The 25,599-nt window shown below is 71.3% G+C and carries 25 protein-coding genes; 6 read left to right on the forward strand and 19 right to left on the reverse strand.

What is annotated here, in order from left to right; genetic code table 11:
- Window positions 1–56: 56 nt before the first annotated feature.
- The 7 genes from AC1MGR_RS01240 to crcB form a co-directional block, all read right to left on the reverse strand.
- Window positions 57–632, reverse strand: coding sequence for a hypothetical protein (locus AC1MGR_RS01240; RefSeq protein WP_480233397.1), 576 nt, complete (start codon window positions 630–632; stop codon window positions 57–59).
- A 233-nt stretch (window positions 633–865) separates the two neighbouring features.
- On the reverse strand, window positions 866–1,150 hold the full coding sequence (locus AC1MGR_RS01245) for a hypothetical protein (RefSeq protein ID WP_480233398.1): 285 nt from the start codon (window positions 1,148–1,150) through the stop codon (window positions 866–868).
- A 176-nt stretch (window positions 1,151–1,326) separates the two neighbouring features.
- Entirely contained in the window at window positions 1,327–1,485 is a 159-nt protein-coding gene (locus AC1MGR_RS01250) for a hypothetical protein (RefSeq protein ID WP_181259640.1), read from the reverse strand.
- 129 nt (window positions 1,486–1,614) lie between these two features.
- Complete coding sequence (locus AC1MGR_RS01255) at window positions 1,615–1,962, reverse strand: hypothetical protein (RefSeq protein ID WP_480233399.1); 348 nt, start codon at window positions 1,960–1,962, stop codon at window positions 1,615–1,617.
- The gene (locus AC1MGR_RS01260) at window positions 1,959–2,153 is read right to left on the reverse strand and encodes a hypothetical protein (RefSeq protein WP_108035651.1); all 195 of its coding nucleotides are present in this window, start codon (window positions 2,151–2,153) and stop codon (window positions 1,959–1,961) included. The genes AC1MGR_RS01255 and AC1MGR_RS01260 overlap by 4 nt, the downstream gene beginning before the upstream one ends.
- 211 nt (window positions 2,154–2,364) lie before the next feature.
- Window positions 2,365–2,802 carry an EamA family transporter gene (locus AC1MGR_RS01265; protein ID WP_480234898.1) on the reverse strand — a complete coding sequence of 146 codons (438 nt, stop codon included), beginning with the start codon at window positions 2,800–2,802 and terminating at the stop codon, window positions 2,365–2,367.
- Window positions 2,803–2,821: 19 nt separating this feature from the next.
- Window positions 2,822–3,190 carry a fluoride efflux transporter CrcB gene (gene crcB / locus AC1MGR_RS01270; RefSeq protein ID WP_108035652.1) on the reverse strand — a complete coding sequence of 123 codons (369 nt, stop codon included), beginning with the start codon at window positions 3,188–3,190 and terminating at the stop codon, window positions 2,822–2,824.
- A gap of 402 nt (window positions 3,191–3,592) precedes the next feature.
- On the opposite strand from crcB, the gene AC1MGR_RS01275 reads away from it, so the two are divergent.
- A complete protein-coding gene (locus AC1MGR_RS01275) occupies window positions 3,593–4,693 on the forward strand; it encodes a DUF2778 domain-containing protein (RefSeq protein ID WP_480233400.1) in 1,101 nt (366 codons plus the stop codon).
- A 62-nt stretch (window positions 4,694–4,755) separates the two neighbouring features.
- Here AC1MGR_RS01275 and AC1MGR_RS01280 read toward each other — a convergent pair whose 3' ends face one another.
- The 3 genes from AC1MGR_RS01280 to AC1MGR_RS01290 are packed head-to-tail and all read right to left on the reverse strand — an operon-like array spanning window position 4,756 to window position 8,535.
- The gene (locus AC1MGR_RS01280) at window positions 4,756–7,008 is read right to left on the reverse strand and encodes a xanthine dehydrogenase family protein molybdopterin-binding subunit (protein ID WP_108035653.1); all 2,253 of its coding nucleotides are present in this window, start codon (window positions 7,006–7,008) and stop codon (window positions 4,756–4,758) included.
- 10 nt (window positions 7,009–7,018) lie between these two features.
- Window positions 7,019–8,032, reverse strand: coding sequence for an FAD binding domain-containing protein (locus AC1MGR_RS01285; RefSeq protein WP_480233401.1), 1,014 nt, complete (start codon window positions 8,030–8,032; stop codon window positions 7,019–7,021).
- On the reverse strand, window positions 8,029–8,535 hold the full coding sequence (locus AC1MGR_RS01290; protein ID WP_108035655.1) for a (2Fe-2S)-binding protein: 507 nt from the start codon (window positions 8,533–8,535) through the stop codon (window positions 8,029–8,031). The genes AC1MGR_RS01285 and AC1MGR_RS01290 overlap by 4 nt, the downstream gene beginning before the upstream one ends.
- Window positions 8,536–8,941: 406 nt before the next feature.
- Here AC1MGR_RS01290 and AC1MGR_RS01295 point away from each other — a divergent pair, with 406 nt between their 5' ends.
- The 5 genes from AC1MGR_RS01295 (at window position 8,942) to AC1MGR_RS01315 (ending at window position 15,904) form a co-directional block, all read left to right on the forward strand.
- Window positions 8,942–10,336 (forward strand): M20/M25/M40 family metallo-hydrolase, encoded by a 1,395-nt coding sequence (locus AC1MGR_RS01295; RefSeq protein ID WP_480233402.1) that lies wholly within the window; start codon window positions 8,942–8,944, stop codon window positions 10,334–10,336.
- 69 nt (window positions 10,337–10,405) lie between these two features.
- Window positions 10,406–11,113 carry a hypothetical protein gene (locus tag AC1MGR_RS01300; protein WP_108035657.1) on the forward strand — a complete coding sequence of 236 codons (708 nt, stop codon included), beginning with the start codon at window positions 10,406–10,408 and terminating at the stop codon, window positions 11,111–11,113.
- Window positions 11,110–13,002: a glycosyltransferase gene (locus AC1MGR_RS01305; protein ID WP_480233403.1), complete on the forward strand. Its 1,893-nt coding sequence runs from the start codon at window positions 11,110–11,112 to the stop codon at window positions 13,000–13,002. Before AC1MGR_RS01300 ends, AC1MGR_RS01305 begins: the two co-directional genes overlap by 4 nt.
- Window positions 12,999–15,053 carry a glycosyltransferase gene (locus AC1MGR_RS01310; RefSeq protein WP_480233404.1) on the forward strand — a complete coding sequence of 685 codons (2,055 nt, stop codon included), beginning with the start codon at window positions 12,999–13,001 and terminating at the stop codon, window positions 15,051–15,053. The genes AC1MGR_RS01305 and AC1MGR_RS01310 overlap by 4 nt, the downstream gene beginning before the upstream one ends.
- The gene (locus AC1MGR_RS01315) at window positions 15,050–15,904 is read left to right on the forward strand and encodes a hypothetical protein (protein WP_480233405.1); all 855 of its coding nucleotides are present in this window, start codon (window positions 15,050–15,052) and stop codon (window positions 15,902–15,904) included. The genes AC1MGR_RS01310 and AC1MGR_RS01315 overlap by 4 nt, the downstream gene beginning before the upstream one ends.
- A gap of 26 nt (window positions 15,905–15,930) precedes the next feature.
- Here the strand turns inward: AC1MGR_RS01315 and bioD are convergent, their stop codons facing one another.
- The 9 genes from bioD to lspA all read right to left on the reverse strand — a co-directional run bounded on the left by bioD (window position 15,931) and on the right by lspA (window position 25,536).
- A complete protein-coding gene (gene bioD, locus AC1MGR_RS01320; protein WP_480233406.1) occupies window positions 15,931–16,629 on the reverse strand; it encodes a dethiobiotin synthase in 699 nt (232 codons plus the stop codon).
- Complete coding sequence (locus tag AC1MGR_RS01325; RefSeq protein ID WP_108035664.1) at window positions 16,626–17,399, reverse strand: ferredoxin--NADP reductase; 774 nt, start codon at window positions 17,397–17,399, stop codon at window positions 16,626–16,628. The genes bioD and AC1MGR_RS01325 overlap by 4 nt, the downstream gene beginning before the upstream one ends.
- 205 nt (window positions 17,400–17,604) lie before the next feature.
- Window positions 17,605–19,221: a methyl-accepting chemotaxis protein gene (locus AC1MGR_RS01330; protein WP_108035666.1), complete on the reverse strand. Its 1,617-nt coding sequence runs from the start codon at window positions 19,219–19,221 to the stop codon at window positions 17,605–17,607.
- Between the two features lie 266 nt (window positions 19,222–19,487).
- Window positions 19,488–20,423 carry a ring-cleaving dioxygenase gene (locus AC1MGR_RS01335; protein WP_480233407.1) on the reverse strand — a complete coding sequence of 312 codons (936 nt, stop codon included), beginning with the start codon at window positions 20,421–20,423 and terminating at the stop codon, window positions 19,488–19,490.
- A 105-nt stretch (window positions 20,424–20,528) separates the two neighbouring features.
- On the reverse strand, window positions 20,529–21,134 hold the full coding sequence (locus AC1MGR_RS01340; RefSeq protein ID WP_480233408.1) for a HupE/UreJ family protein: 606 nt from the start codon (window positions 21,132–21,134) through the stop codon (window positions 20,529–20,531).
- 147 nt (window positions 21,135–21,281) lie between these two features.
- Complete coding sequence (locus tag AC1MGR_RS01345; RefSeq protein WP_108035672.1) at window positions 21,282–22,580, reverse strand: M16 family metallopeptidase; 1,299 nt, start codon at window positions 22,578–22,580, stop codon at window positions 21,282–21,284.
- Window positions 22,581–22,669: 89 nt separating this feature from the next.
- Window positions 22,670–24,049, reverse strand: coding sequence for a M16 family metallopeptidase (locus AC1MGR_RS01350; protein ID WP_108035674.1), 1,380 nt, complete (start codon window positions 24,047–24,049; stop codon window positions 22,670–22,672).
- 154 nt (window positions 24,050–24,203) lie between these two features.
- Window positions 24,204–24,839: a hypothetical protein gene (locus AC1MGR_RS01355; RefSeq protein ID WP_108035676.1), complete on the reverse strand. Its 636-nt coding sequence runs from the start codon at window positions 24,837–24,839 to the stop codon at window positions 24,204–24,206.
- Between the two features lie 208 nt (window positions 24,840–25,047).
- A complete protein-coding gene (gene lspA, locus AC1MGR_RS01360; RefSeq protein WP_480233409.1) occupies window positions 25,048–25,536 on the reverse strand; it encodes a signal peptidase II in 489 nt (162 codons plus the stop codon).
- Window positions 25,537–25,599 lie beyond the last annotated feature (63 nt).

A 25,599-nucleotide genomic window follows, 5' to 3' on the forward strand; every position in this document is an offset into this window, starting at 1 on the left:
CACGAACAGATTAACCGCTTGCGAAAGCCCGCGCCGACGTCTTTCCGCCGCGCGCCCTAGCGGCGCGAGACGTAAACCGGCGAAACCCGAACCGGAATCACGCGGGCGCCCCCGCCCGTCTCGGCGACCGGGGCGGCCGCCTGGAACGGCCCGCCGCGGGCTTGGCGCCCCTCGGCGCCGGCGGCGTCCGACCAGCGCACCTGCCGGTTGCGCGTCAGGACCCGGGCGCGTGCCGGGGCCGCGGTGCGGACGGCGGACGGCGGCCCGTCGATGACATAGACCGTCGGCGTGCCGACGGAGGCGCTGCGGATTCCCGCCACCGTGGGGATGCCGTAGGTGCCGTAGCCCCAGGCGCTGGGCACAAGTTCGCTCGGGCGGGGGAAGCGGGTGAGCGGCGCACCCACGTAATCGCCGTGGATCAGCGGCCCGCCATAGCCGGTCTCATAGCCGGCATAGGGATAGGCGCCGTAGGCGAGATCCTGGCCCTGCGCCGTGCCGGCCAGGCCGGAGAGCACCAGGGCGCCCGCGAGGCCGGCCGCCCGGAGCCGGCCGACCCTTCGCTGCAAGATGCTCGGCGGCAAGATGTTCGGCGGCAAAACTTTCAACGTCGCGATCTTCGAATGACGGGTCATGCGACGCCGGACTCCCACACTGGCCGATTCGGGAAAGAACCGACGGAAGCATCCGTCGTTCCCGAAATCCCGGCGGCCTCCGAGGTCGAAGAGTGCTTAGGTCGGGCGTCCGACCGGGCCAGGAGCCGCCTCGGCGGGTGGGCGACGGGCCTCGCGACACGAAAAACCCTGCCGCAGGGCAGGGTCGGGTCCGTCGCGGAGAATCTAGTTTATCTGGAGGACTTGGTCCCGCGTCAGCGGCAGGTAGTGACGCGCCGAACGATCCAGCCCTCGCCCTCGATCCAGAGGCGCTTGCGCGAGCGGCTGCAATTCACCGACTCGTCCTCGGATTCGGTCACGGCCACCACGGGGGTGACGGTGGGCGCCGCCACCGAGGCCTTGCCCGGTCCCTGGTTGGCGACCGGGGCCGCCACAGCGCCGGTGACCAGGGTGCCCGAGAAACCGGCTCCGGTCAGGACTGTTCCCACCAAGACGAAAGCGCCCGCGATGGCGGACACGCACAGTCGATTCGCTACCATCGAAAAGTCTCGCTCGCACATCCCTCGATGGACGTGCCCTCAACATGTCAGGATCGTGCAACGGCGTGCGTTGCGTCTTGGACTGTTAAGTCGCGAGGGGCCGGAAGGGTTGCAGTCAAGAGGGTCGGCCGATCAGGAATCCTTGAGCGGAATTCCGGTTACGGCCCGATGTGCACTCAGGGCAGCGCCGATACCGAAATCATCGGCAGGGTGACCGCGAGCTGGGTCACGGCCGGCCGCGGCAGGGCACGGTCCGACAGGACCAGGGCGCCGAGCCCGAGGACGAGCGTGAAGGCCAGGAGGCTGGTCTCGATGCCGCGATAGAACCCGTCCATCTCACACTCCTGGCGCGCTGACCCGAGGCCGGCATCGGGCTCCCGCCCGCCATGCTCGGCTCGGGACCCGTGTTCGGCTCAGGCGCCATGTTCGGCCCGGGAGTATGAGAGAATCGTAACCGTCGCGGCTCAGGCGCGCCCAAGGGGCGTCATGCGGGCGAGATCGGGCTCGGGCGGCTGCATCAGGGCGGCGGCGAGGTTGGCTTCCAGCACGATCAGGTCGCAATCGGGATCCGGCTCCCAGCCGCAGCGGCAGCCCTGCGGCCCCTCATGGGCCTGGGCGACCTGGCGATAGAGGGCACCGACGACCCGGGCCGCCACCTCCAGGGCCGTGAGGGCCGGCAGGGGCGCCCGGTTGAGGCTCTGCCAGAAGGCGCGGCGCAGGGCCTCGTCGAGATGGGCCTCGGGCGACGCGGGCTCGGCGCAGGCCGGCGCCGGGTGGGCCGGGGCCTCCATCCGCTCGTCCCGCCCGCTCATGCCGCGCCTCCCGAGGTCCGGTCGAACAGGCGTTCCCGCCAGTGGGCCGGGACCAGGGCGGGATCCGTTTCCGGAGCGCCCGCCAGGGCGTCGATGAGATCGGTGAAGCGATGCAGACGCAGGTCGAGGGCCGAGCCGTCCCACCAGGCGATCCGCACGGCGCCGCGCAGCCAGTCCAGCGTGCGTTCCATGATCCCTCTCTCCTCTCGCGATCCGCGTTCCTGAGAGAGGGTTTGAAAGCTTAGTCTGCGCTTGGCAAGCAATTCTCAGAACATTGGAATCGATTGAATCTTGCGCACGGCCGAAGATTTACTGTCTTCGATTTGGAAGAATTCCATGTGCCGGGAAAAACAGCGCCCTGGCCGGGGCTTGATCCTGCGACAGCGCGGTGCCGGGCGGTTCTCAGCCCCGGTAGCCCACCAGGATGGCCCCGGCCGCGATCAGGGCGACGCCGATCCAGTTCGGCAGGGTGAGGCTCTCGCCGAGGAGAATCACCCCGAGGATCGCCACGAGGACGACGCTGAGCTTGTCGAGGGGCGCCACCCGCGCGGCATCCCCGAGGGCGAGGGCCCGGAAGTAGCAGAGCCAGGAGGCGCCGGTGGCGAGGCCCGAGGCCACGAGGAAGCCGACGCTGCGGCCCGGGATCGCCGCGAGGCCCGGCGCCTGCCCGGTGGCGAGCAGGATCGCGCCGGTCAGGGCGAGGATCACCACGGTCCGGACGAAGGTCGCCACGTCCGGGGGCACGCCGGTGACGCCGACCTTCGCCAGGATCGCGGTCAGCGCGGCGAAGGCGGCCGAGAGCAGGGCCCAGAACCGCCAGGAGTGCAGCAGCGCGCTCAGCATCGGGGCGGTGCCGGCCTCACAGGACCATCCGCATGACCATCAGGCCGAGGAGCAGGCCGGCGAGGCCCAGCACCACCGAGCCCAGGATGTAGATGATGGCGGCGGCCACTTCGCCGCGCTCCAGGAGGAGGATGCCGTCGAGGGCATAGGACGAGAAGGTGGTGAAGCCCCCGAGCACGCCGGTGGCGAGGAACAGCCGCACCGGCTGGCTGCCGCTGCGCATGGCGTACCAGCCCGCCAGCACCCCCATCAAAATCGAGCCCAGGATGTTGATGCCCATCGTGCCGTAGGGAAAGGCCGTGCCGAAGCGCAGGGCGGCGAGCCCGACGCCGTGCCGGGCCATGCCGCCCAGGCCGGCTCCGAGAAAGACGATGAGAAACCCCATGGCGGGTACGATCCCCCTGCAGCCGGCCGCCGGCCCGGCCCAAAGCTCAGGATACGCATAAAATTCGCGTGGTTCGCCGGTCCGGCCCGGCTTGCCCCCGAGGTCCACAGGGCACGGACCGGATTCCGGCGCGCCTGCGGGCCGGCGCATCGCAATCCCCCACCTCGATGACCGTGGAAGGAGGCTGCCGGGGGACGGGAGAACAGCGAAGCGGAAGATTTCTCCACACAATGCGCCGCGGTTTATCCGCGATTAACCAAGTTGCTGCTGAATAGGGTCAGTTAAGGTTGATGTTTTCCTAACAGGCACCTTTCGCAACCCGCCTCTTCGCTTAACCTTTTCTTGAGGTCGGCAGAGATGGGGCTGTGCCAGTTCGGGAACTGCGTATCCGAGTTCGCCCGCATGAACGACGCTGTGTACCCGTCCAGCCGCCGCCTCCTCCGTCGTCGCCGGCTCCACGGGCCGATGCTCCTGCGGACCTCCGCCGTGGCGCTCCTCTGCGCCGCCTTCCCGCACCTGACCGCCCCGGACGCCCCCGTCCCGGCCGGCCCGGCACGGCCGGTCCTGGCGACCGCGACGGCGCCGAGCGCCTATGCGTGGATGCTCGATCCGACCCCGGTCCTCGGTCCGGCGACCCGCGGTCTCGCGCAAGGCGTCCCGCTCAGCGCCGCCCTGGTGCCCCCCGCGGGGGCGGCGCGGACGATGCTGGCGATGGCGGCCCCGCGCCCCGCGCCCGCCCCGGCCACCCCGGCCGCCGGCCCGGTCCGGACCGCGCAGGCGCTGCCCCAGACCATCCCGCTGCCGGTGTCGCGCCCGGCCGGCCTCGTGGCCCAGGCCGAGCCGGCGCGCCTGGCGCTCCGCGCGGCGCCCGCCCTGCGCTCGCTCGCCACCCGCCGGACCCAGGTCGCCCGCGCCAGCGCCGACGCGGCGGCCGAGCGCTCGTTCTTCGACACGGTGTTCGGGACGCGTCCCGAGCCCGAGCCCGCGCCGCGCACCACCCTCGCCTACGCCTCCGTGGATCCCGGCCTCGATCCGGGTCCGCGCCGGGTGATCGAGAGCAGCCCGGTGGTCGGGGCCGGCACGGCCGTCTACGACATCACCGCCCGCACCGTGACCCTGCCCAGCGGCGAGCGCCTCGAGGCCCATTCCGGCCTCGGCGAGAGCATGGACAACCCGCGCCACGTCCACCGCCGGATGCGCGGCTCGACCCCGCCGGGCACCTACGACCTCACCGAGCGCGAGGCCCTGTTCCACGGCGTGCGGGCGATCCGCCTCAACCCGGTGGGCGGGAGCGCGGCGATCCACGGCCGCGACGGCATCCTGGCCCACACCTACATGCTCGGCCCGAGCGGCGCCTCGAACGGCTGCGTCTCCTTCAAGGACTACAACCGCTTCCTCCAGGCCTATCTCCGCGGCGAGGTCCGCCGCCTCGTGGTGGTCGCCGGACGGAGCGATGCCGGCCCGACCTTCGCCGAGCGCCTGTTCGGACGCGCCACGCGCTGAAAAAGAAGCGCCGCGCACCCGGAGGTGCGCGGCGCGCGATCGTCGGGTCCTGCGGCGCAGGCTCAGCCGATGATCTTGTCGATGGTGATCGGCAGCTCGCGGATGCGCTTGCCGGTGGCGTGGAACACCGCGTTGGCCACCGCCGCGGCCGTGCCGACGATGCCGATCTCGCCCAGGCCCTTCACGCCCATCGGGTTGGCCTTGTCCTCCTCGTCCACGAAGATCACGTCGATGTCGTGGATGTCGGCGTTCACCGGCACGTGGTACTCGCCGAGATTGTGGTTCATGAACCGGCCGATGGTGTGGTCGAGCATGGATTCCTCCTCCAGCGCCGAGCCGATACCCATCACCACCCCGCCGAGGATCTGGCTGCGCGCCGTCTTGGTGTTGAGGATCTTGCCCGCCGCGATCGCCGAGACGACGCGGGTGACGCGCACCACGCCGAGCTCCTCGTCGACCTTCACCTCGGCGAAGACGGCCGAGTGCGTGTAGCCGGCGAAGTCCTGCGCGTGGTTGGAATCCGGGCCGGCCGAGCCGGTGGCCTCGATCTTCTCCATGCCCCCCTTCGCCATCACCTCCGTGAGGGCGATGCTGCGGGACGGGTCGCCCGCCACCGCGATGCGCCCGTCCTTGAAGACCGCGCGCTCGAAATCGACGTTGGCCAGCGGCGAATCGTCGAGGCCGCGGGCCAGGGTGAAGACCTGGGCGGCGATGTCGCGGCAGGCCTTCATCACCGCCGTGCCCGAGGAGGCCGCAGTCCAGGAGCCGCCGGCGATCGGCGCGTCGGCGAGCTTCGAATCGCCGAGCTTCGTCGTCACGTCCGACATCTTCAGGCCGAGCGCGTCGGCGGCGATCTGGGTCAGGATGGTGTAGGTGCCGGTGCCGATGTCGCCGGTCTGGTTGCCGACCACGAGCTTGCCGTCGGCGGTCAGGGTCGCCTGGGCGCTCGACTGCATCATCATCGATTCCCAGATGCCGGTGGCCATGCCCCAGCCGACGAGCTCGCGCCCGTCCTTCATCGAGCGCGGCTCCGGGTTGCGGGTCGACCAGCCGAAGCGCTCGGCCCCCTGGGCGTAGGCCGCCCGCAGGGACTTGGAGCTGAACGGCTTGTCCTGGGTCCGGTCCTTCTCGGCGTAGTTGCGCAGGCGCAGGTCGATCGGGTCCTGGCCGGTCTCGTGGGCGAGCTCGTCCATCGCGACCTCGAGGGCGAACACGCCGGTCACGGCCCCCGGGGCCCGCATGTCGGAGGGGGTGTAGGTGTCGATCTTGGCGAGCCGGTAGTCGAGGGCGACGTTCGGGCAGTCGTAGAGGACGCCCGACCAGTTCACGACGACCTCCTGGTAATCCTCGAAGCCGGAGGTGCCGGAGATCGCCTCGTGCCGGACGGAGGTCAGGGCGCCGTCGGCCTCGGCCCCGAGGGCGACGGTCTGGCGCACGTCGGGGCGGTAGCCGAAGGTGAACATCTGGTCGCGGGTCAGGGTCACCCGCACCGAACGCTCCAGCTCCCGCGCGGCCATCACGGCGAGGAAGAGCTGGTACTGCGGGCGCAAGCCGGAGCCGAAGCCGCCGCCGAGATAGGGATTCAGGACGTGGACGTCGTCCTTCTTCATCCCGAACACGCCGGTGATGTAGCCCAGGCTGTTCGAGACGCCCTGGATCTTGTCGTAGACCGTGAGCTTGCCGTCGCCCTCCCAGACCACGGTCGAGGCGTGGGGCTCCATCGGGTTATGGTGCTCCACGGCCATGTGGTAGTGGTTGGTGAGCTGGACCGGGGCGGCCTTGTAGGCGCCGTCCGCATCGCCCCAGGGGGCCGGCGGCGGCTTGATGCCGGAGCGCTTCTTCGGCGGCACGTAGGCCACGTCCTCGAGGGTCCGCAGGTCCGTGGTCGGCGCCTCGGCCTCGTAGGTGAGCTTCACCAGCGAGGCGGCGTAACGGGCCGTGCCGAAATCCTCCGCCACCACCAGGGCCACGGGCTGGCCGCTGTAGTGCACCGTGTCGTCGTAGAGGGGCCGGAAGGGCGAGCCGGGGGGCGCGACCTGGTCCTGGTAATTGTAATCGAGCCAGGCCGTGCGCGGCCGGTTCGCGTGGGTGAACACCTTGAGGACGCCCGGCACCGCCTCGGCGGCGGCCGTGTCGATGGACAGGATGCGGCCGCGGGCGATGCCGCTCGAGACCACGTAGCCGTGGGTCAGGTCGGGGGCGGCGAACTCGCCGGCATACTTCGCCTGGCCGGTGACCTTGGCCGGGCCGTCGACGCGGCTCTGAGCGGTGCCGACATAGGTGTCGGTGCCTGAGGTGCTGATGCTGTGGGCCATGGGGGTTCCTTCAGGCGATGCGCTTGTCGGACTGCGACTGGGGCGTGCCGGCGGCGGCCTGGGCGAGGCCGCGGGCGATGGCGCGCCGCGCGAGTTCGATCTTGAATGCGTTCTCGGATTGGGGCTGCGCCTCGGCCACGACAATGTCGGCGGCCGCCACGAAGGTCTCGGGCGTCGCCGGCTTGCCGATGAGCGAGGCCTCGGCCTCCCGGTTGCGCCAGGGCTTGTGGGCGACCCCGCCCAGGGCGAAGCGCGCGGTCTGGATGGTGTCGCCGTCGAGCTTGATCACCGCCGCCACCGAGACGAGGGCGAAGGCGTAGGAGAGCCGGTCGCGCAGCTTCAGGTAGGTGTGGTGGGCGCCGAAATCCTCGTCGGGCAGGTCGACCGACAGCACGATCTCGTCGGCGGCGAGATTGGCGTCCCGCTCCGGCGTGTCGCCAGGCAGGCGGTGGAACTCCGCGAAGGGGATCGTGCGCTCGCCCCCCGGCCCGGCGACCCGGACCGTGGCCTCCAGGGCGGCCAGGGCCACGCACATGTCGGAGGGGTGCGTGGCGATGCAGGACGGGCTCGTCCCGAAGATGGCGTGGATGCGGTTGACGCCGCCGATGGCGGCGCAGCCGGTGCCGGGCTCGCGCTTGTTGCAGGGCGTGGCGTCGTCGTAGAAATAATAGCAGCGGGTGCGCTGCAGCAGGTTGCCGCCGGTGGTGGCGGCGTTGCGCAGCTGGCCCGAGGCGCCGGCCAGGATCGCGCTCGACAGCAGCGGATAGCGTGCCTTGACCCGGTCGTCGTAGGCCACGGTCGCGTTCGTCACCAGGGCGCCGAGGCTGAGGCCGCCGTCGCGCGCCTCGATCCGGTCCAGGGGCAGCCGGGTGATGTCGACGAGGCGCTCGGGCCGCTCGACATTGTACTTCATCAGGTCGACGAGGTTGGTCCCGCCGGCGATGAAGCGGGCCTGGGCGCCGGACGCGATGGCGCGCACTGCCTCGTCGACGGTGGTCGGGCGGACGTAATCGAAGCGGTTCATTTTGCGGCTCCCGCGTGCATCACGTCCTCGATGGCGTCGACGATGTTGGTGTAGGCGCCGCAGCGGCAGATGTTGCCGCTCATCGCCTCGCGGATCTCGTCCCGGGAGTGGGCATGGCCCTCGGAGAGCATGCCCACCGCCGAGCAGAGCTGGCCGGGCGTGCAGTAGCCGCACTGGAAGGCGTCGTGCTCGACGAAGGCCGCCTGGAGCGGGTGCAGCCCGTCCGACCCGGCCAATCCCTCGACCGTGGTGATGCTGGCCCCGTCCTTCATCACCGCCAGGGTGAGGCAGGAATTGATGCGCGTGCCGTTCACCAGCACCGTGCAGGCGCCGCACTGGCCGTGGTCGCAGCCCTTCTTGGTGCCGGTGAGGTCGAGATCCTCGCGCAGGAGGTCGAGGAGGGTGGTCCAGGGAGCGACCTGGAGCGACCGGCTCTCGCCGTTGATCGTCAGGGTGATCCCGATGGTGTTCGCAGCATGGGTGGAGCCGCTTTCGATGAGCATGGCGGTATCCGTGGCTTGCGCGGCGCGAAAGGCGCGTCGCCGCTGGTGTTCGAGGAAACGCGCGGGGGCAGCGGCGGGGAAAAAACATCCGCCCCGTCCCGGTCCACTCGATAACAGTTCCAAAAAGCCGGTGTTCCCGCCGGGTATTCAGCGCCGGGTTCACGTTTGACGGGCGCAGCACTGCGCCGGTCGGTTTCGACCGGAGGCGTCCGCCCTCCGCCGGCCGGGGCCGTCGCGTTCGCCGCCGCTCGGCGAGGTTGCTTGCCCGAGGAGGCTTGGCCGCGGTTGCCTGGCCGAGGTTGCCTGGCTGAGGTTGCCTGGCTGAGGTTGCTTGCCCGAGGTTGCTTGGCCCAGCCGCCATGGGCTAACCCGGGAGCCGCCGCCCGCCTTCGCTCAAGGACGCCCGATGACCGCGCTCGCCCCCGTTCTCAACGACATCGACCGCGACCTCGACGGCGCCCTGGAGCGGCTCTTCGCCTTCCTGCGCATCCCCTCGATCTCCACCGATCCGGCCTTCGCCCCGCAGTGCCGCGAGGCCGCGACCTGGCTCGCCGGCACCCTGACGGCCCTGGGCTTCGAGACCGGGATCCACGAGACCTCCCTGCACCCGGTGGTGCTGGCCCACAAGCCGAAGCCCGGCTTCCCGCACGTGCTGTTCTACGGGCATTACGACGTGCAGCCGGTGGACCCCCTGGCCCTCTGGGAGACGCCCCCCTTCGAGCCGCGCCTCGCCACCGACGCCGCCGGGAAGCGGACGATCGTCGGGCGCGGCGCCTCGGACGACAAGGGCCAGGTGATGACCTTCGTGGAGGCCTGCCGGGCGCATCTGGCGATGGCGGGCGAGCTTCCCTGCGGCGTCACCATCCTGGTCGAGGGCGCCGAGGAGAACGGCTCCCAGGGCCTGCCCGAATGGGTCGCGGCCAACCGCGACAAGCTCGGCGCCGACATCGTGCTCGTCTGCGACACCAGCATGTGGAATCCGACCACCCCGGCCATCACCACCTCCCTGCGCGGCCTCGCCTATTTCGAGGTCAAGGTGACCTGCGCCGACCGCGACCTGCATTCGGGCTTCTTCGGTGGCGCCGCGCGCAACCCGATCCACGTCCTGTCCAAGATCATCGCCGACCTGCACGACGCCGACGGACGGGTCGCGCTGCCGGGATTCTACGAGGGCGTGCGCGAGACGCCGCCGGAGGTGCTGGAGCAGTGGCGCGGCCTCGACTTCACGGCGGACAAGTTCCTCGGGCCCATCGGCCTGTCGGAGCCGGCCGGCGAGCGCGGCCGCATGCTGATCGAGCTGATCCAGTCCCGCCCCGCCTGCGACGTCAACGGCATCATCGGCGGCTATACCGGCGAGGGCACCAAGACGGTGATCGCCGGGCAGGCCAGCGCCAAGGTCTCGTTCCGCCTCGTCGACGACCAGGACCCGGAGCAGCTCGCCCGCACCTTCGAGGCCTTCGTGCGCGAACGCATCCCGGCCGACTGCGCGGTGGAGGTGATCTGCTACAAGGGCAGCCGCGCCATCAGCCTGCCCTTCGACATGCCCGAACTCGAGACCGCCCGCGCGGCCCTGGCCGAGGAATGGGGCGTGCCCGCCGTGACCATCGGCGCCGGCGGCTCGATCCCAATCGTGGGCGACTTCAAGCGCCTCCTCGACCGCAACACGCTGCTGATCGGCTTCGGCCTCGACGACGACCGCATCCACTCGCCCAACGAGAAGTACGACCTGAACAGCTTCCACAAGGGCACCCGCTCCTGGGCCCGCATCCTGGCCGCCTTCGGGGGCCAGCGGGCCGGCTGAGGCCGTCCGCCCGTTCCGCATTCCCTCGACCGGGGCCGTCCCGACCGCCCGCTCCCGCGCCAAGGCCGCATGACAGACACCCCCGAACCGCACGCTCCGATCGCGGGCCGCCTGTTCGCGGCCGGCCACGGCGTGCTGGTCTGCCGGTACCCGGTCGGCACCGACCTGCCGATCCCCCTCGCGGTCCTGGCGCCGGCCGGCCTCGGCCTGCTGACCTGGGCCTTCACCGGCTTCGGCGGGCCCGAGTCCGATCCCGCCGGGCTCCTCGTGCTGCACGATGCGCAAGCGGCGCTGGCGCAGGGCGGCACCTTGACCCTGGAGACGCATTTTCGCGATCAGGCGATCGCCTGCCCGAAGCCCCGGCCCGTGGCGGAGCTGGCCCGGCCCGAGCGCGCCGCCCTCGGGGAGGCGGTGCTGGCGGCGGTGAGGCCGGACACTCTCGACGCCCTGGCGACGCTGTTTCCGCTGCTGGCCCCCGCCGTCGCGGAGACTCCGGTGCCCGAGACGGCGCCCCGCCTCGCCCTCGCGGGCGACGCCGCGGACCGGGCCACCCTCGCGGGCTCCACGGTGCCGAACTACCTGCTGCTGCGGGCCGGCAGCACCTGGAGCTGCGCCCGGGTGGCGACGGCTGAGCTCCGCTTCGGCCCGGCTCCGGCGATCGACCTCACCCTGGCGCCGGCCTGGGGCAACCCGCGCGGGGCGACCGTCGAGACCGCCTTCCTCCTCGGCCCCGGCACCGTCACGCCGGCGCGCCTCCGCCGCGAGGGCGGCCGGTGAGCGGCCCCGCGATCCTCGTGGTGGCGCCGATGCCGGCGTTTCCGACCAGCGCCGGCAACCGGCGCCGGCTGCTCACCACCTGCGCCGCCCTGCAGCGCGGCGGCTACGCCGTCGACCTCGCCTATTACGCCCACGAGGACCAGATCTACCGCCGCTTCGGGCAGCACCCGCCCACCGACGCGGCCGCGGCGGCGGGCCTGTTCCGGCACACCTTCCGGATCGAGCCGCCGGCAACCATCCCCCTCACCACCCGGTCGCGGTGCTTCGGCATCGACGACTGGTGTCCCGAGGCGGTCGGCGCCTTCGTCGCCTGGTACGGGACGGCCTACCCCGAGACCCGCGCGATCCTGATGAACTACGTGTTCCTGTCGCGGGCGCTCGAGGCGGCGCCGCCGGGCACGCTGACGCTCATCGATACCCACGACCGCTTCGCCGACCGGCAGCGGCAGTACCGGCCGTTCCGGGCCGAGCCGAACTTCTTCTACACCGACCGGGCCGGCGAGGCGGCGGGGCTCGCCCGGGCCGACATCGTGCTGGCGATCCAGTCCGAGGAGGCCGCCTATTTTCGCACGATCACCGAGCGGCGCGTCCACCTGCTGCCGCCGCGCTTTCCCGGCCGCCGGCCCTTCGCGGCCCCGGCGCGGGTGGCGCGGATCGGCTTCCTCGGCCACGGCAACGATCCGAACCTGGTCTCGATCCGGCGCTTCGCCGCGGCCTGGAGCGCGGGCTGGACCCCGTCTCGCCCGGAACTCGTCATCGCGGGCGAGATCAGCAACAGCCTCGGCCCGACCGCGGGGGCCGGCGTGCGGCTCGCCGGCTACCTGCCCGAGCTCGAGGCCTTCTACGACGACGTCGATCTCGTGGTGGCGCCGATCCTCATGGGCAGCGGCCTGAAGATGAAGGTCGCCGAGGCCCTCTCCTTCGGTAAGCCGGTCGTCGGCACGGCGCTCGCCTTCGAGGGCTTCGACCCCGTCGCGCCGGCGCACCGCCTGGACTCCGCCGAGGCCGTGACGGCGGCGGTGCTGGCGCTGGCCGCCGATGCGACCGCCCTCGCTGCCCTCACCCGCGCCTGCGAAGATCTGTTTGCCGGCTACAACGTCCGCGCCGAGCGGGCCGAAACCGATTTGCTGGCAATGCTCTCTGTTTCCGACGGGAAGCCATCGGGGGCCGCTGGGCCGGCTTCGCCCCCTGTGGGCCCCGACCCGGACCGGGTGGTCACCGCCCTGTCGAGCGGACGCCTCAGCCGCGAAACCTCCCTGCGGTCGGACCTGCGCGACGATCCCGACCTCGGCCTCCTGGTGGCCACCGAGCGCGATGCCCCGCCCGGCGCCGATCCCTATACCCCCGCCCGCCGACGCTGGTTCGCCAGGGCGGACGCGGCCGGCTCGCCGGAGACCGGCCGGGTGGAGGCCGGCCTGGCCGGGCTCCGGCTCGCCCTCTCGCCGGAATGGGTCCGCGACCGGCGCCTGCCCCCGCCCCTCCGGGCGGAGCTCGCGGCACAGCTGGCGGACATCGCGGCGGATTGGGAGGCCCGGGCGGTCCGCATCGGCACCGTCGAAGACAGGACGACCCTGGCCCTGACCCTGCCGCGCCACCTCGCGTTCGGCGCGCATCCCCACGCCGCCTTCCGGATCGGCACGCCGACGCGCGAGATCGCGCTCGGACGCGTCACCCTTCTGAATACCAGCCCGGTTTCGATGAATTCCAGCCCGTATATCAGCGCGTATACCAGCGCCCGCGCGGACCTCCCGGGCGCGCCGGCGGCCGTGACCTTCACGGGACTCGGGGCCGGCGCGGAGGCCTCCACGATCCTGTTCCTGCACGACGACCTCATCGGCCGCATCACGGTCCTGCCCGACCCCGTGCCGGGCCCGGAGCCCCTGCCATGATGGCGGCCCCCGACATCCTCGACGCGCCCGCCGGCCGCAAGGCGGCCCTGGTCGAGGCCGCCCTGATCTGGAACGCGTTGTTTCTCAACGACATCCGCATCGCGTTCCGCCCAGATGAGGAGCCCGTGGTCTCGGTCGTGATCGTCGCGCGCGGGGCCCGGCACCTCCTGGCCTGGACCCTGGCGAAGCTCGCCGGGCACCAGGCCTTCGCCGGGCCGGCCTTCGAGGTGATCCTGGTCGACAACGCCTCCGACGCCGAGACCCGGACGCTCTTCGACCGGATCGACGGCGCCCGGATCCTGCGCAATCCGGAGAACACCGGCTTCGGCCCCGCCTGCAACCAGGGCGCCGCCGAGGCCCGCGGCCGCTACCTGCTGTTCCTCAACCCCGACATCGACCTGATGCCCGGCGCCCTAGCGGCCCTGGTCCGCACCTTCGCCGAGGCTGACGACATCGGCATCGTCGGCGGGCGGCTGGTGTTCCCCGGGGGCATCCTGCAGGAGGCCGGGGCCGGCTTCCAGGACGACCCGCAGCTCACCCATCCGGCGGGCCGCGGCAGCCTCGATCCCCTGGCGCCGGAGGCGTCCTACACCCGCGACGCGGGCTACGTCTCCGGCGCCCTGCTGATGATCGAGGCCCGGCTGTTCGCGGAGCTGGGTGGCTTCGACGACCTGTTCGCCCCGGCCTATTTCGAGGACACCGACCTCTGCGTGCGCTGCCAGCAGGCCGGGCGGCGGGTCGTCTACCAGCCGCGCGCTCTCGCCATCCACGTAGAGAGCGGCACCAGCGTCCGGCGCGCCGACGTCGAGGCGCTCCTCGACCGCAACCGGGTGCGCTTCCGCGAGCGCCACGGCGCCTGGCTCTTCGGGCAGGGGCCGCGCCGCACGGGCTTCGGGCCCCGCGACGACGCCCCCTTCGCCCTGCGCGTCCTCTACGTCGACGACCGGGCGCCCCATCAGGATCTCGGGGCGGGGCTACCGCGGGCCAACACCATCCTCAACGCCATGGCGGATCTCGGCTACGCCGTGACGATGTGCTCGGTCTACGGCGAGCGCGAGGAGCCGGCGGCGACCTACCGCGATCTCTCGGACCGGATCGAAGTCATCGAGCCCTGCGGGCGGGAGGGCTTCCGGCGCCTCGTCACCGAGCGGGCCGGGGCCTACGACGTGCTCTGGGTCAGCCGGCCGCCGCACATCCGCATGGTCTGCGAGGTCCTGGCGGATCTGGGCCTGAGCCCCCGGGACGTGGGCCGCGCCCGCGTGGTGTTCGATTCCGAATCCCTCTACGCCCTGCGCGAGTTCGTCGTCGACGCCCTCAAGGGCCGCCCGGCGCCGGGACCCGCCCTCGCCCGGGCCACCGCCCTCGAACTCCGGACGATCGCGAGGGCCGACCGGGTGGTCTGCGTCTCCCCGGCCGACGCGCGCCTGCTGCGCCGGGCCGGGGTCGCCGATCCGGTGGTCCTCGGCCACGTCCAGACACCCCATCCGAACCCGCCCGGATTCGTCGCCCGCCGGGGGTTCGTCTTCCTCGGGTCCCTCGCCCGCGAGGGGGAGCCGAACATCGATTCGCTCGACTGGTTCTTCGGGCAGGTCTGGGAATCCCTGCGGGCACGCCTGCCGGAGGCCCACGTCACCATCGTCGGTGCGGTCGCGCCCTCCATCGCCGAGCGGCTGACCCGGCCCGGCGTCACCGTGCGCGGCCGCCTCGACGACATCGGCCCCGCCCTCGATGCCGCCCGCGTCGCCCTCGCGCCGACGCGGTTCGCCGCCGGAATCCCACACAAGGTGCTGGAGACCGTGGCGCGCGGCCTGCCGAGCGTCGTCACCCCCGTCCTGGCGGGGCAAATGGGCTGGCCCGACGGCACCGGATACCGGGTCCACGACTGGCACGATCCCCGGGGCTTCGCCGAGACGCTGGCGCAACTCCACGAGGACGCGGCGGCCTGGACGCAGGTGCAGCGCGCCGGCCTCGCGCAGGTCGGCCGCGACGAGGACCCCGAGGCCTACCGCGCCGTCCTGCGCCGCCTGTGCGAGGCACCGACCTTCACATGACCCGCAGCCCGACGTTCCACGCCGTCCGCCTCGTCACGCCCCTGATCCGCCGGGTGATCCTCGGCCGCGTGCCCCGCCTGTTCGACCCGGCCTACTATCGCGCGAACAACCCGGACGTCGCCCGCTCCGGCATCGACCCGTTCCTGCACTACGTCTGGCGCGGCGCGGCGCAGGACCGCGATCCCAGCGCCGATTTCGACACCGCCTTCTATCGGCGCCAGAGCGGCCCGACCCGCCTCGACCCGGTGCGGCACTACCTGCGCATGGGGGCGACGGCCGGCCTCGATCCGAACCCCGCCTTCAGCACCCTGATGTACGTGGCGCGCTACCCCGATGTCGGGCTGACCGGGGTCAACCCCCTGGTGCATTACCGACAGGACGGGCGGGCGGAAGGGCGCGTGGCGGCACCCTCCGCCTCGCAGCCGGAGGAATGGGTGCCCTTTCAGGGGGTGCGCGAGGCCCATCGCTGGGCCTATCCGGCGCAAGCCTCGCCCCGCTTCGCCCTGACCCTGCGGCGGGACGTGCCGGTCTCGGCCTGCCCCAGCTACCTGCCACGGCTCTGCCTCGTGCTGACCCTCGACGGGAGCGAGATCGACGGCCTGGTCCAGAGCTTCGACGCCTTCCCGGACTCCGCCGCCGATGCGCTCACCCTGGCGATCGACACGACCCTGCGCCCCCATCCGCCCCGCCCCACCCTGGTCCTCGCCCTGGAGGCGTGCTTCCACGGCCCGGGCCCCGGGGGCGCGGTGCTGCTGCGTTACGCGGAGGCGCGGATCTGGGACGTCCTGCCGGAGCGCCCGCACGTGCTGCGGCTCTGCCCGGCCGGCGCGCTCGCGCTTCGGGTGGTCTGAGGCTCCCTCGGAAGGACGGCGGGCGTTCAGGCGGCGGAGGTCGGGTGCACGAGATCGGCGAGGTCGACCGGGCAGTCGCCGTCGCGGGCGATGACCATCACCGGGACCGCCTGGTGCCGGGCGATCGCCGCCGCCACGAAGGTAGGCGGGGTCGGCGCATCGGGGCTGGCGCAGACGACGATGCCGAGGAGGGGGACGCCGTGGGCGTGCAGGGTCTCGGCCGCCGTGAGGGCATGGCTGATCGCCCCGAGATAGGAGCCCGAGACGAGGAGTGCGGGCAGGCGGAGCGCCGTCAGCCAGTCGAGGCCGGTCGCCTCCCCCGTCACCGGGCTCATCACGCCGCCGACCCCCTCGATCAGCAGCGTGGTGTCGGGCGGCGTGATGTCGATCTCTCGCCGGCACCAGCCCAGGAGTTCGTCGAGGGCCAGGGTCCGGCCCTCGCGGGTCGCGGCGAGGTCGGGGCTCAGGGGGGCGGCGAAGCGCCAGGGCGAGCAGGCGGCGACCGTCTCGGGCGTCACGGCCAGGCCCTGCGCCGCGAGCAGGCGCCCGGTGTCGCTCTCAGCGAAATCCGCGGCGTCGAGGGGCGGGACGCCGCTCGCCAGGGGCTTGAGGGTGCGCACGCCGCGGCCCAGGGCGCGCAGCCGCCGCGTCAGGGCGGCGGTGACGTAGGTCTTGCCGATCTCGGTCCCGGCGCCGGCGACGAAGACGGCGCGCGCGTCGCTCACTTCTCGACGAAGGCCTTCTCGATGACGTAGTGGCCAGCCTCGCCGTGATTGCCCTCCTCGTAGCCGCCATCGGTGAGAAGCTGGCGGGTATCGCGGATCATGTCGGGCGAACCGCAGAGCATGAAGCGGTCGTTCTCCACCGACATCGGCGGCAGGCCGATATCCTCGAACAGCTTGCCCGAGGTCATCAGGTCGGTGATGCGGCCGCGGTTGCGGAAGGGCTCGCGGGTCACGGTCGGGTAGTAGATCAGCCCGGCGCTGATCACCTCGCCGAGGAACTCGTGGTTCGGCAGGTCCTTGGTGATGGTCTCGCCGTAGGCCAGTTCCTGCACCTGGCGGCAGCCATGGACGAGGACGACCTTTTCGAAGCGCTCGTAGGTCTCCGGGTCCTTGATGATCGACATGAAGGGCGCGAGGCCGGTGCCGGTGCCGAGGAGATAGAGGTTCTTGCCCGGCATCAGGTTGTCGAGCACCAGGGTGCCGGTGGGCTTCTTGCCGACGATGATCGGGTCACCGACCTTGAGGTGCTGCAGCTTCGAGGTGAGCGGGCCGTTCGGAACCTTGATCGAGAAGAACTCCAGCTCCTCCTCGTAATTGGCCGAGACGACGCTGTAGGCGCGTAGCAAAGGCCGGCCCTCGACCTCGAGGCCCATCATCACGAACTCGCCGTTGCGGAAACGGAAGGCGGGATCGCGGGTGGTGCGGAAGGAGAACAGCGTGTCGGTCCAGTGGTGGACGCTCAGCACACGCTCCTCGTTGAACTTGCTCATCGACGGTCCGTCTCAAACTCTCGTGCGAATCTCGGCTGTCAGCCGCGTCTTTTCGCAGGTGCGGCACGCCCGTCAAGGCATAGCAGGCGCGCAGGCCCGGAAACGGTCAACAGTCTGGAATCGCTCTGAATCGCGGAACGCGGCGTCGATCGTGAGGGGGATGCGGCTCCCGAGGGACAGGCGCCGCATCCGTGAGCGTCCGGGCTCAGGCGGCACGGACCGTCGCGAGGAAGTTCTGAACCTCGGCCCGCAGGCGCTCGGCCTGAAGGGCGAGTTCGGACGCGGCGGTGAAGACCTGATGGGCCCCCGTGCCGGTCTCCTGCGCCGCGCGGGCGACGCCGGTGATGTTGGCGCTGACCTCGCCCGTGCCGACCGAGGCCTGGGCCACCGAACCGACGATCTCCCTGGTCGCGGCCTCCTGCTGCGAGACGGCGGAGGAGATGGCCGAGGCGGTCTCGTCGATCCCGCGGATCGTCGAGGAGATGCCATCGATCGCACCGGCCGCCTCGTGGGTCGAGGCCTGGATGGCCGCGATCTTCGCGGAAATCTCCGTGGTCGCCTTCGCCGTCTGGTTGGCGAGTTCCTTGACCTCGGAGGCGACCACCGCGAAGCCCCGCCCCGCTTCACCCGCTCGCGCGGCCTCGATCGTCGCATTCAGGGCCAGCAGGTTCGTCTGTCCGGCGAGGTTGGAGATCAGGTTCACCACGTCGCCGATGCTGGCCGCAACCTCGCGCAAGGTGGCGACCGCCCCGGCGGATTGCTCCGCCTCCCGGACGGCGGCACCGGACATCTGGGCCGACCGGGCGACCTGACGCCCGATCTCCGCCACCGAGCTGCCGAGTTCCTCGGCGGACCCCGCAACGGTGGTGACGTTCGTCGAAGCCTCCTCCGCCGCCGACATGACCGCATGCGCCTGGGTCGCCGTTTCCTCGGCCGAGGCGGTCAGTTGCGAGGCGGTCGCCTGCATCTCGGTGGCCGCAGCGGACACCATCCCGACGATCCCGCCGACGGCCGCTTCGAATTCGTCGGCCAGGCTCCGCATCCCGGCTTTGCGCCGAACCTCTCCGTCCTCGCGGGCCGTCTCGGCCTCCGTCTCCAGGGCACGGTTCTGGAGCATGCTGTCCTTGAAGACCTGCACGGCGGAGGCCATGGCGCCGAGTTCGTCCGTCCGGGTCCGCCCCGGGATCGTCGCTTCGGTATCGCCGTCGGCGAGCCGCCTCATGGCGGTGGTCATCAGACGGATCGGGCGGGCGATCAGCAGGAGGGAAAAGAGACTCGACGCGCCCTGGACCAAAATCGTGATTGCGCCGATCAGAAGCCCCAGGAAGGCGGCCGTTGCCACCGTCTCCTGCGACATGTGGCGAGCCTCATCCGTGAAATGCTGCGCGTTGCCGAGCGACTGGTCGATGGCCACCAGGGCCGTCTGCCGGGCGGTCCGCCGCGCGGCAGACGAGCCGGCGAGAACGGCCTCGTCGGCATGCCTGCGACCCTGGTCGAAGGTGATGGCTTCCGCACTCTTCGTCACGTTGGTGGAGAACTGCGCCATCGCGGTCACGATATCCTTGAGGACATCGGGCTTGACCGCGAGGCGGATCGGGGTCTGGAGCCCGTCGCGTGCGGAGGCGAAACTCGTCTGGACCGCATCCACGGCCCCCTTGAGCTCGGCCTCCGTCTCCGCGAGGCGCATGTCCCGGCTGGCGACCTCGATCAGCGACAGGGCGCGTTGCGCGTTCTTGATACCGTCGAGAATCGTCTGCTCACGACCGACGACCGCAATGGACTCGGTAATCTTGTGATTACTCCAGATCTGGTTGCCAACCATTCCTATCGCCAGAACAATGCCGAGTCCCGAAAAGAGGTTCAGTTTTTTTGCTATCGACAACCGTAGCATCTGCCAGTTCCAATGCTCTTGTGCCACAGGTGGCATCCGCAAAAAATTCGACACCTCGACTGAGATGGTCAAATTCTTACCGAACCAAGAGTTGCATTGGTTGATTAAAATTCGATTAAATAACTCCTTTATCAGTCACGCTCTGGATCCGCTGGACATTCTACTGAATCCAAAGTTTATGACGATCAAATGATACTTTAGAGCGGTTTCAACCCTGCCTCGATCTCGGCTCGGCGGCCTTCCAGGAAGGGCGGCAGGGCAAGGCGCTCACCCAGGGTCTCCATCGGCTCGTCGGTCGCGAAGCCCGGCCCGTCGGTCGCGATCTCGAACAGGATCCCATTGGGCTCCCGGAAGTACAGGCTGCGGAAATAGTACCGGTCCACCGGCCCGCTGGAGGGCATGCGGCGTTGCTTGAGGCGGTCGGCCCAGGCCGCGTAGTCGGTGTCCGGGATGCGGAAGGCCACGTGGTGCACGGCCCCGGCGCCCTGGCGTGCGGGCGGCAGGTTCGGCTCGGCCACGAGGTGGAGTTCGGCGGCGGGTCCGCCCGCCCCCATGCGGTAGACCCGAACCTCACCCTCGGGGAGCTCGTAGATCCGGTCGCGGCGCATGCCGAGGATCTCGGTGAGGACGGCCTCGGTCTCCTCGATCCGCGCCACGCTGAGTCGAATGGGGCCGAGGCCGCGGATCTGGTGCGCCGCCGGCACGGGACTCTGCGCCCAGGGATGGGCCTCGCCGACGCCGCCATCCTCCACCAGCATCAGCCGCTGACCTTCGCCATCCTCGAAATCGAGTGTCAGGCGCCCATCGCGCTCCACCGGTACGGCATGGTTCACCCCTTGCCGCGCCAGATGCTCGCGCCACCAGCCGATCGCGTCGGCGCCGGCAACGCGCAGGCCGGTGCGGCTGATGCTGTCGGTGCCCCGTCGCTCCGGCGGGGCGGGCCAGTCGAAGAAGGTGATGTCGGTGCCGGGCGAGGCGAGGCCGTCGGCGTAGAACAGGTGATAGGCCGAGACGTCGTCCTGGTTGACCGTCTTCTTCACCAACCGGAGGCCGAGGACCCGCGTGTAGAAGGCCAGGTTGTCGGCGGCCTGGGCGGTGATGGCGGTGAGGTGGTGAAGTCCAGTGAGCTGCATCGGCTGATCCCTGATCTGCGGGCGGACCCGTCAGATGGGGCGGCAGGCCGGAAAACAAAACGGCCCCCGAAAAGGGGGCCGTTCGACGACGTCGGGCAGGAGATCTCAGAGGGCGCCGGCGAGAAGGCCGAGGCCCGCGACCGCGAGGCCCGCACCGGTCACCCGCAGGGCGGTGAGGCTCTGCACGAGCCGTCCGGCCGAGAGCCCGAGTCCGAGGCCCACCGCGTGCAGGAGCGCGCTCGCCCCGAGGAAGCCGAGGCCGTAGGCGAGGCCCGAGCCGGTCTCCGGCATCTCGGCGCCGTGGGCGTGGCCGTGGAACACCGCGAAGGCGCCCACGAGAGCCATGGCGGCGGCGACCGGCAGGGCCGGGCGCAGGGCCAGGGAGGCGCCGAGCACCACCACCGAGAGGGCGATCCCGACCTCGACGAAGGGCAGCCCGATGCCGGCAACCCCGAGGGCGCCGCCGACGGCCATCATGCCGAGGAAGGACAGGGGAACGAGAACGAGGGCGCGTCCGCCGATGCGGGCCGCGATCAGCCCCACCGCCACCATGGCGAGGACGTGGTCGAGGCCGCTCAGGGGATGGAGGAAGCCCTGCGTCAGGCCGGTGGCGGCCTCGTGGCCGGGATGGGCCAGGGCCGGCGTCGCGGCGAGGCCCAGGGCCGTCACGAGGGCGAGGCGTGCCGGCAGGGAGGCGAGGCGTGATGTCATCCGGTCTGTCCCGAGCTTGAAAACCAGCGGTGCAGCATCGTCGCCGCCCCGGCGGAAACTAGCAACCGCCGTGCCCGCGTACAGTCCCAGAACGGCGCGCCCGGGCGCGGCGGTTCGTCCAGCGCTCCCCGAACGGTCCGGAAGCCCTCAGAAGTCCGTCGGCCGGCCGGCCGCGACCACCAGCATCTTCCCGTCCGCGAAGGTGCGGGCCCCGGCGCGGCGGATGTCGGCCTGGGTCACGTTGGCCACGAGATCGTTGCGGCGGGCGATGTAGTCCATGCCGAGACCTTCGAAGGCGATCTGCACGAGCTGGTGCGCGATCTTGGTCGAGGTGTCGAAGCCGAGCGCGTAGGACCCGGTCAGGTAGTCTTTGGCCTTCTGCAGTTCCTCGTCCGAGGGGCCGTCCGTGATCAGGCGGCCGATCTCCTCGCCGATCACCGACAGGGCCTCGCCGACGCGCTCGTTCTTGGTGGCGGTGTAGCCCCAGGTCATCGAGGCGGCGCGGTGGCTGACGAGGGAGGTGCCCACCGAATAGGCTAGGCCGCGCTTCTCGCGCACCTCCTGGAACAGGCGGGAGGTGAAGGAGCCGCCGCCCAGGATGTGGTTCAGGACATAGGCCGGGATGAAGTCCGGGTCGCACCACGGCACGCCGTTCATGCCGAAACGGATCACGGATTGCGGCACGTCGAGATCGACCACGTGGCGGGCGCCGATGTTCTGCATCCGGGTCTGGGGCACCGCCTTGAGGGGCGCGGCCATGTCGAGCTTGCCGAAGGCCCGGTCGAGGCTCTCCGCCAGGCGCGTGGCGTCGATGGCGCCCACCGCCGCGACCTTGACGCCGCCGCGGCCAATGATCTGGCGATGCATCGTCACGAGGTCGTCGCGGGTGATCGCCGCGATGCTCTCGGGCGTGCCGGAGGACGGACGGGCATAGGGATGCCCGGCATAGGCCTCGGCGAAGAAACGGCGCGAGGCCATCACGCCCGGATCGTTCTGCTGGTAGCGCAGGCCGGCCAGGGTCTGGGCCCGGACCCGCTCGATGGCGTCGGGGTCGAGGCGGGGCTTGGCCAGGGCCAGGGCCAGGAGGTCGATCGCCTCATCGGCGTGCTTGACCAGCATCTTGAGGGAGCCGCCCAGCGCGTCGGAGCCGGCATGGAAGGAGAGCTCGATGGCCCGGGCCGCGAGGCGCTCCTGGAAGGCGTCGGAGGAGAGGTCGCCGGCCCCCTCGTCGAGGAGGCGGGCGAGCATCTGGGCGACGCCGGCCTTGCCCTCGGGGTCCTGCGCCGCGCCGCCCTCGAAGGTGAAGGCCAGGGCGATCAGCGGCACCACCGGGGATTCGACGTGCCACGCCTCGATGCCGGGGGCCGCCGCGACGGGAACCGCCTGGGTCGGCGAGGTCGCGGAGCGGGTGGCGGAGTCGAGCAGGTCGGTGGTGGCCACGGTCATGGGAACCTCATGCTGTGCGCGGGGCGCGCGGCGGCGGGCGCCGCGGCTTCCCGAAAGGTGTGGTCCGGCCGCGGGGCCGGGAGCGGCCGTCAGGCCGCGTCGGCCTCGCGGGCCTTGGTCAGGTAGCCGGTGACGGAGCGCGAGGGCGTCAGGTAGCGCTCGGCCACGGCCACGAGCCGCGCCTTCGTCACTCCCTCGATGTCGGAGGGCCAGCGGCGGACCTCCTCGATGCTCTCGCCGATGGCCAGGGCCGAACCGTAGATGCGGGCGAGGGAGGACTGGCTGTCAGAGGAATAGACCGTCTCGGCCACGAGCCGGGTCTTGGCCCGCTCGATCGCCTCGGGCTCCAGGGCCTCGGAGGGGACGCGACGCAGGACGCGGTCGACCTCCTCCTCCAGCGTCTCCAGGCTGACCCCCTCGGCGGGGATCGCGTAGACGGAGAAGCGGGTGTCGTCGATGGCCGAGCCCATGTACCAGGCGCCGGCATTCACGGCGACGCCGAGCTCCATCACCAGCTTGCGGTAGAGGTAGGAGGTGGAGCCGCCGCCCATCACTTCCGCCAGAAGCTCGAGGGCGTGGCACTCGCCGTCCCGCGCGGTGATGCAGGAGGGGGTGAGGTAGAGCCGCTGCAGGGTCGGCTGCTCGACCTTCGGATCGGCCACGGCGAGGCGGCGCAGCGCCCGGGGCTCCGGCTCCTTGGCGCGGACGCGCACGGGCCGGGCGCCCTGCGGGGTGACGCGGCCGTAGGTGTCGTCGGCCATGCGGCGGACGTCGTCCGGGGTCACGTCGCCCGCCACCACCAGGATGGCGTTCTCCGGCGTGTAGAAGCGCTTGTAGTAGTCGAGGGCGTGGGTGCGGTTCAGCTCCTCGATCTCGTGCATCCAGCCGATGATCGGCGTGCCGTAGGGATGGTGCACGAACAGGGAGGCGGCCATCGCCTCGGAGAGCTGCGCCGAAGGGTCGGTCTCGACCCGCATGCGGCGCTCCTCCAGCACCACGTCGCGCTCGGGCGCCACCACGGCGTCGTCGAGGACCAGGCCGGTCATGCGGTCGGCCTCGAACTCCATCATGGTCCGCAGGTGATCGCGGGCGACGCGCTGGAAATAGGCCGTGTAGTCGTAGGAGGTGAAGGCGTTCTCCTGGCCGCCGAGGCCCGAGACGGCCTTCGAGAAGGCGCCGATCGGGTGCCGCTCGGTGCCCTTGAACATCAGGTGCTCGAGGAAGTGGGCGATGCCCGACTGGCCGAGCGGATCATCGGCCGAGCCATTGCGGTACCACACCATGTGGGTGACGACCGGGGCGCGGTGATCGGGCACGACCACGACGTCGAGGCCGTTGTCGAGGGCGAAGGCACTGACTTCGGGGCCGCCCGCCTCGGAGCGCCCGAAGGGCGCGGCTTCGGCCCGGCCCGCGCTGGCATGGCCGCGCGAGGGTCCGAAGAGGGGCATGTCCTTCCTGAACAGGTGCATCGAAGCTCTTCCTTCCGCGGTCGGCCGCTGGCGAGGGCCGCCCGTCATGTTGGCATTGCGCCGGCTCCGCGCCACGGGGGTGCGTCGGAGGGGCAGGGAACGGGTCCGCGTGCGGTGACCCGCCGCCCCTGCGGCACCGGGCCGGACCCGGGGTTCAGTTCGCGGAGCGCGCGCGCACGTAGGCGCCCGGATCGGACTCCTCACGCTCGCGATACGGGTTGTTCACGGGGTCGCCGTTGGTCTTGGCGACCTTGCGCGGCGGCTTGCGGTAGCCGGTGGGCGGATCGGTGAGGACGTCGCGGTCGGGCTCGACCTGCGAAGGCTCCGAGACCTCGGCGGAGCGCAGGCCGAAGGGGTTCGCCCAGAAGGAGTTGCGGTCGTCGTTCTCGCCCTCGGGCCGGCCCGGCTCGGTGCGGCCCTGGGCGCTCGCACGGCGTCCGCCGCGCATCTCGTCGATGGAGAGCGTCATGTTGTTGTCGTTCATCCGGCCCTGGGCGCCGCGGACGATCGGCTTCCGGGCCTCCTCGCGCTCGCGCTCGCGCTGGACGACCTCGGGGTCCTTCGGCCACTGGGCCGAGGCTTCCGGCTGGCGCGGCGGCGGTAGGGACTTGCCGTCGAGCTTGGGCGGCATCACCAGGGGGGCGCGCTCGCGATAGGTGATCGCGGGCTTCTCGGGCTCGATCAGGCCGATGCTGCTGAGGGTGTCGCGCATGAACACGCCCTGCTGCGCCTGCGCGCTCCCGGCGGTCAGGATGCCCGCCACCACCAGCAAACCCCGATGTCCGATCATGCTATCCCCGCTCTCCGCCCGGTTGTGGGTCCCGGTTCCCCGAGCCCGGATGATCGCCTTGTGCCGCGACCCTGATCCGACCTCCTCGGCCTGATCCCGGTTTCAGGCGATCGTATGGCGCCTTGACCGCAGTGCACCAGCCTCGCCGGCACAACGATCCCGGTTGTGGTTTACGGATCACAGGTCGCGGGAATTGGACGGCGGGGCTTCAGAGCTTGGAACCCGTGCTGCGGGGGGCCGGCCGCAGGCTGTCGAGGATCAGCCCGACGACGCCGGCGACGATGGCCGCATCGGCGATGTTGAAGACGTACCAGGACCAGCTGCGCCAGTGGAGGTGGACGAAGTCGAACACCGCGCCGTAGGCCGCGCGGTCGATGGCGTTGCCGAGGGCGCCGCCCGCGACCAGCCCGAGCGCCACCGCCAGCAGGCGGGATTCCGCCCGCCGCATCCAGAGCGACAGGCCCAGGGCGGCGAGGCCGGACACGCCCACCAGCACCCAGCGCCCGAGGCCCCCCTCCTGCTGGAACATCCCGTAGGAGACGCCGCGGTTCCACACGACGAGGAACTCGGCGAAGGGCGTGATCCGCCAGGGCTGCGTCAGCACCAGATCGGTGCCGAGGTAGAGCCAGAGCTTCGAAGCCTGGTCGACGACCAGGGTGACGAGGAGCGCGACGAGGCCCAGGCGGAAGGGGGTCATGCGGGAGAACGTCACCGGCGAGAACGGGGCCTCCCCCCGGGATGGGGGAAGGCGCGGGGCGGC

The sequence above is a fragment of the Methylobacterium sp. BI1 genome (assembly GCF_056680125.1).

Coding starts and splice junctions, on each gene's coding strand:
- AC1MGR_RS01260 (WP_108035651.1), bottom strand. CDS start 2,153: ATGGAACGCACGCTGGACTGGCTGCGCGGCGCCGTGCGGATCGCCTGG.
- AC1MGR_RS01285 (WP_480233401.1), bottom strand. CDS start 8,032: ATGAACCGCTTCGATTACGTCCGCCCGACCACCGTCGACGAGGCAGTG.
- lspA (WP_480233409.1), bottom strand. CDS start 25,536: ATGACCCCCTTCCGCCTGGGCCTCGTCGCGCTCCTCGTCACCCTGGTC.
- AC1MGR_RS01300 (WP_108035657.1), top strand. CDS start 10,406: ATGACAGACACCCCCGAACCGCACGCTCCGATCGCGGGCCGCCTGTTC.
- AC1MGR_RS01340 (WP_480233408.1), bottom strand. CDS start 21,134: ATGACATCACGCCTCGCCTCCCTGCCGGCACGCCTCGCCCTCGTGACG.
- AC1MGR_RS01295 (WP_480233402.1), top strand. CDS start 8,942: ATGACCGCGCTCGCCCCCGTTCTCAACGACATCGACCGCGACCTCGAC.
- AC1MGR_RS01345 (WP_108035672.1), bottom strand. CDS start 22,580: ATGACCGTGGCCACCACCGACCTGCTCGACTCCGCCACCCGCTCCGCG.
- AC1MGR_RS01280 (WP_108035653.1), bottom strand. CDS start 7,008: ATGGCCCACAGCATCAGCACCTCAGGCACCGACACCTATGTCGGCACC.
- AC1MGR_RS01255 (WP_480233399.1), bottom strand. CDS start 1,962: ATGAGCGGGCGGGACGAGCGGATGGAGGCCCCGGCCCACCCGGCGCCG.
- AC1MGR_RS01315 (WP_480233405.1), top strand. CDS start 15,050: ATGACCCGCAGCCCGACGTTCCACGCCGTCCGCCTCGTCACGCCCCTG.
- AC1MGR_RS01250 (WP_181259640.1), bottom strand. CDS start 1,485: ATGGACGGGTTCTATCGCGGCATCGAGACCAGCCTCCTGGCCTTCACG.
- AC1MGR_RS01290 (WP_108035655.1), bottom strand. CDS start 8,535: ATGCTCATCGAAAGCGGCTCCACCCATGCTGCGAACACCATCGGGATC.
- AC1MGR_RS01335 (WP_480233407.1), bottom strand. CDS start 20,423: ATGCAGCTCACTGGACTTCACCACCTCACCGCCATCACCGCCCAGGCC.
- crcB (WP_108035652.1), bottom strand. CDS start 3,190: ATGGGGTTTCTCATCGTCTTTCTCGGAGCCGGCCTGGGCGGCATGGCC.
- AC1MGR_RS01310 (WP_480233404.1), top strand. CDS start 12,999: ATGATGGCGGCCCCCGACATCCTCGACGCGCCCGCCGGCCGCAAGGCG.
- AC1MGR_RS01355 (WP_108035676.1), bottom strand. CDS start 24,839: ATGATCGGACATCGGGGTTTGCTGGTGGTGGCGGGCATCCTGACCGCC.
- AC1MGR_RS01350 (WP_108035674.1), bottom strand. CDS start 24,049: ATGCACCTGTTCAGGAAGGACATGCCCCTCTTCGGACCCTCGCGCGGC.
- AC1MGR_RS01245 (WP_480233398.1), bottom strand. CDS start 1,150: ATGGTAGCGAATCGACTGTGCGTGTCCGCCATCGCGGGCGCTTTCGTC.
- AC1MGR_RS01330 (WP_108035666.1), bottom strand. CDS start 19,221: ATGGTTGGCAACCAGATCTGGAGTAATCACAAGATTACCGAGTCCATT.
- AC1MGR_RS01240 (WP_480233397.1), bottom strand. CDS start 632: ATGACCCGTCATTCGAAGATCGCGACGTTGAAAGTTTTGCCGCCGAAC.
- AC1MGR_RS01275 (WP_480233400.1), top strand. CDS start 3,593: ATGAACGACGCTGTGTACCCGTCCAGCCGCCGCCTCCTCCGTCGTCGC.
- AC1MGR_RS01325 (WP_108035664.1), bottom strand. CDS start 17,399: ATGAGCAAGTTCAACGAGGAGCGTGTGCTGAGCGTCCACCACTGGACC.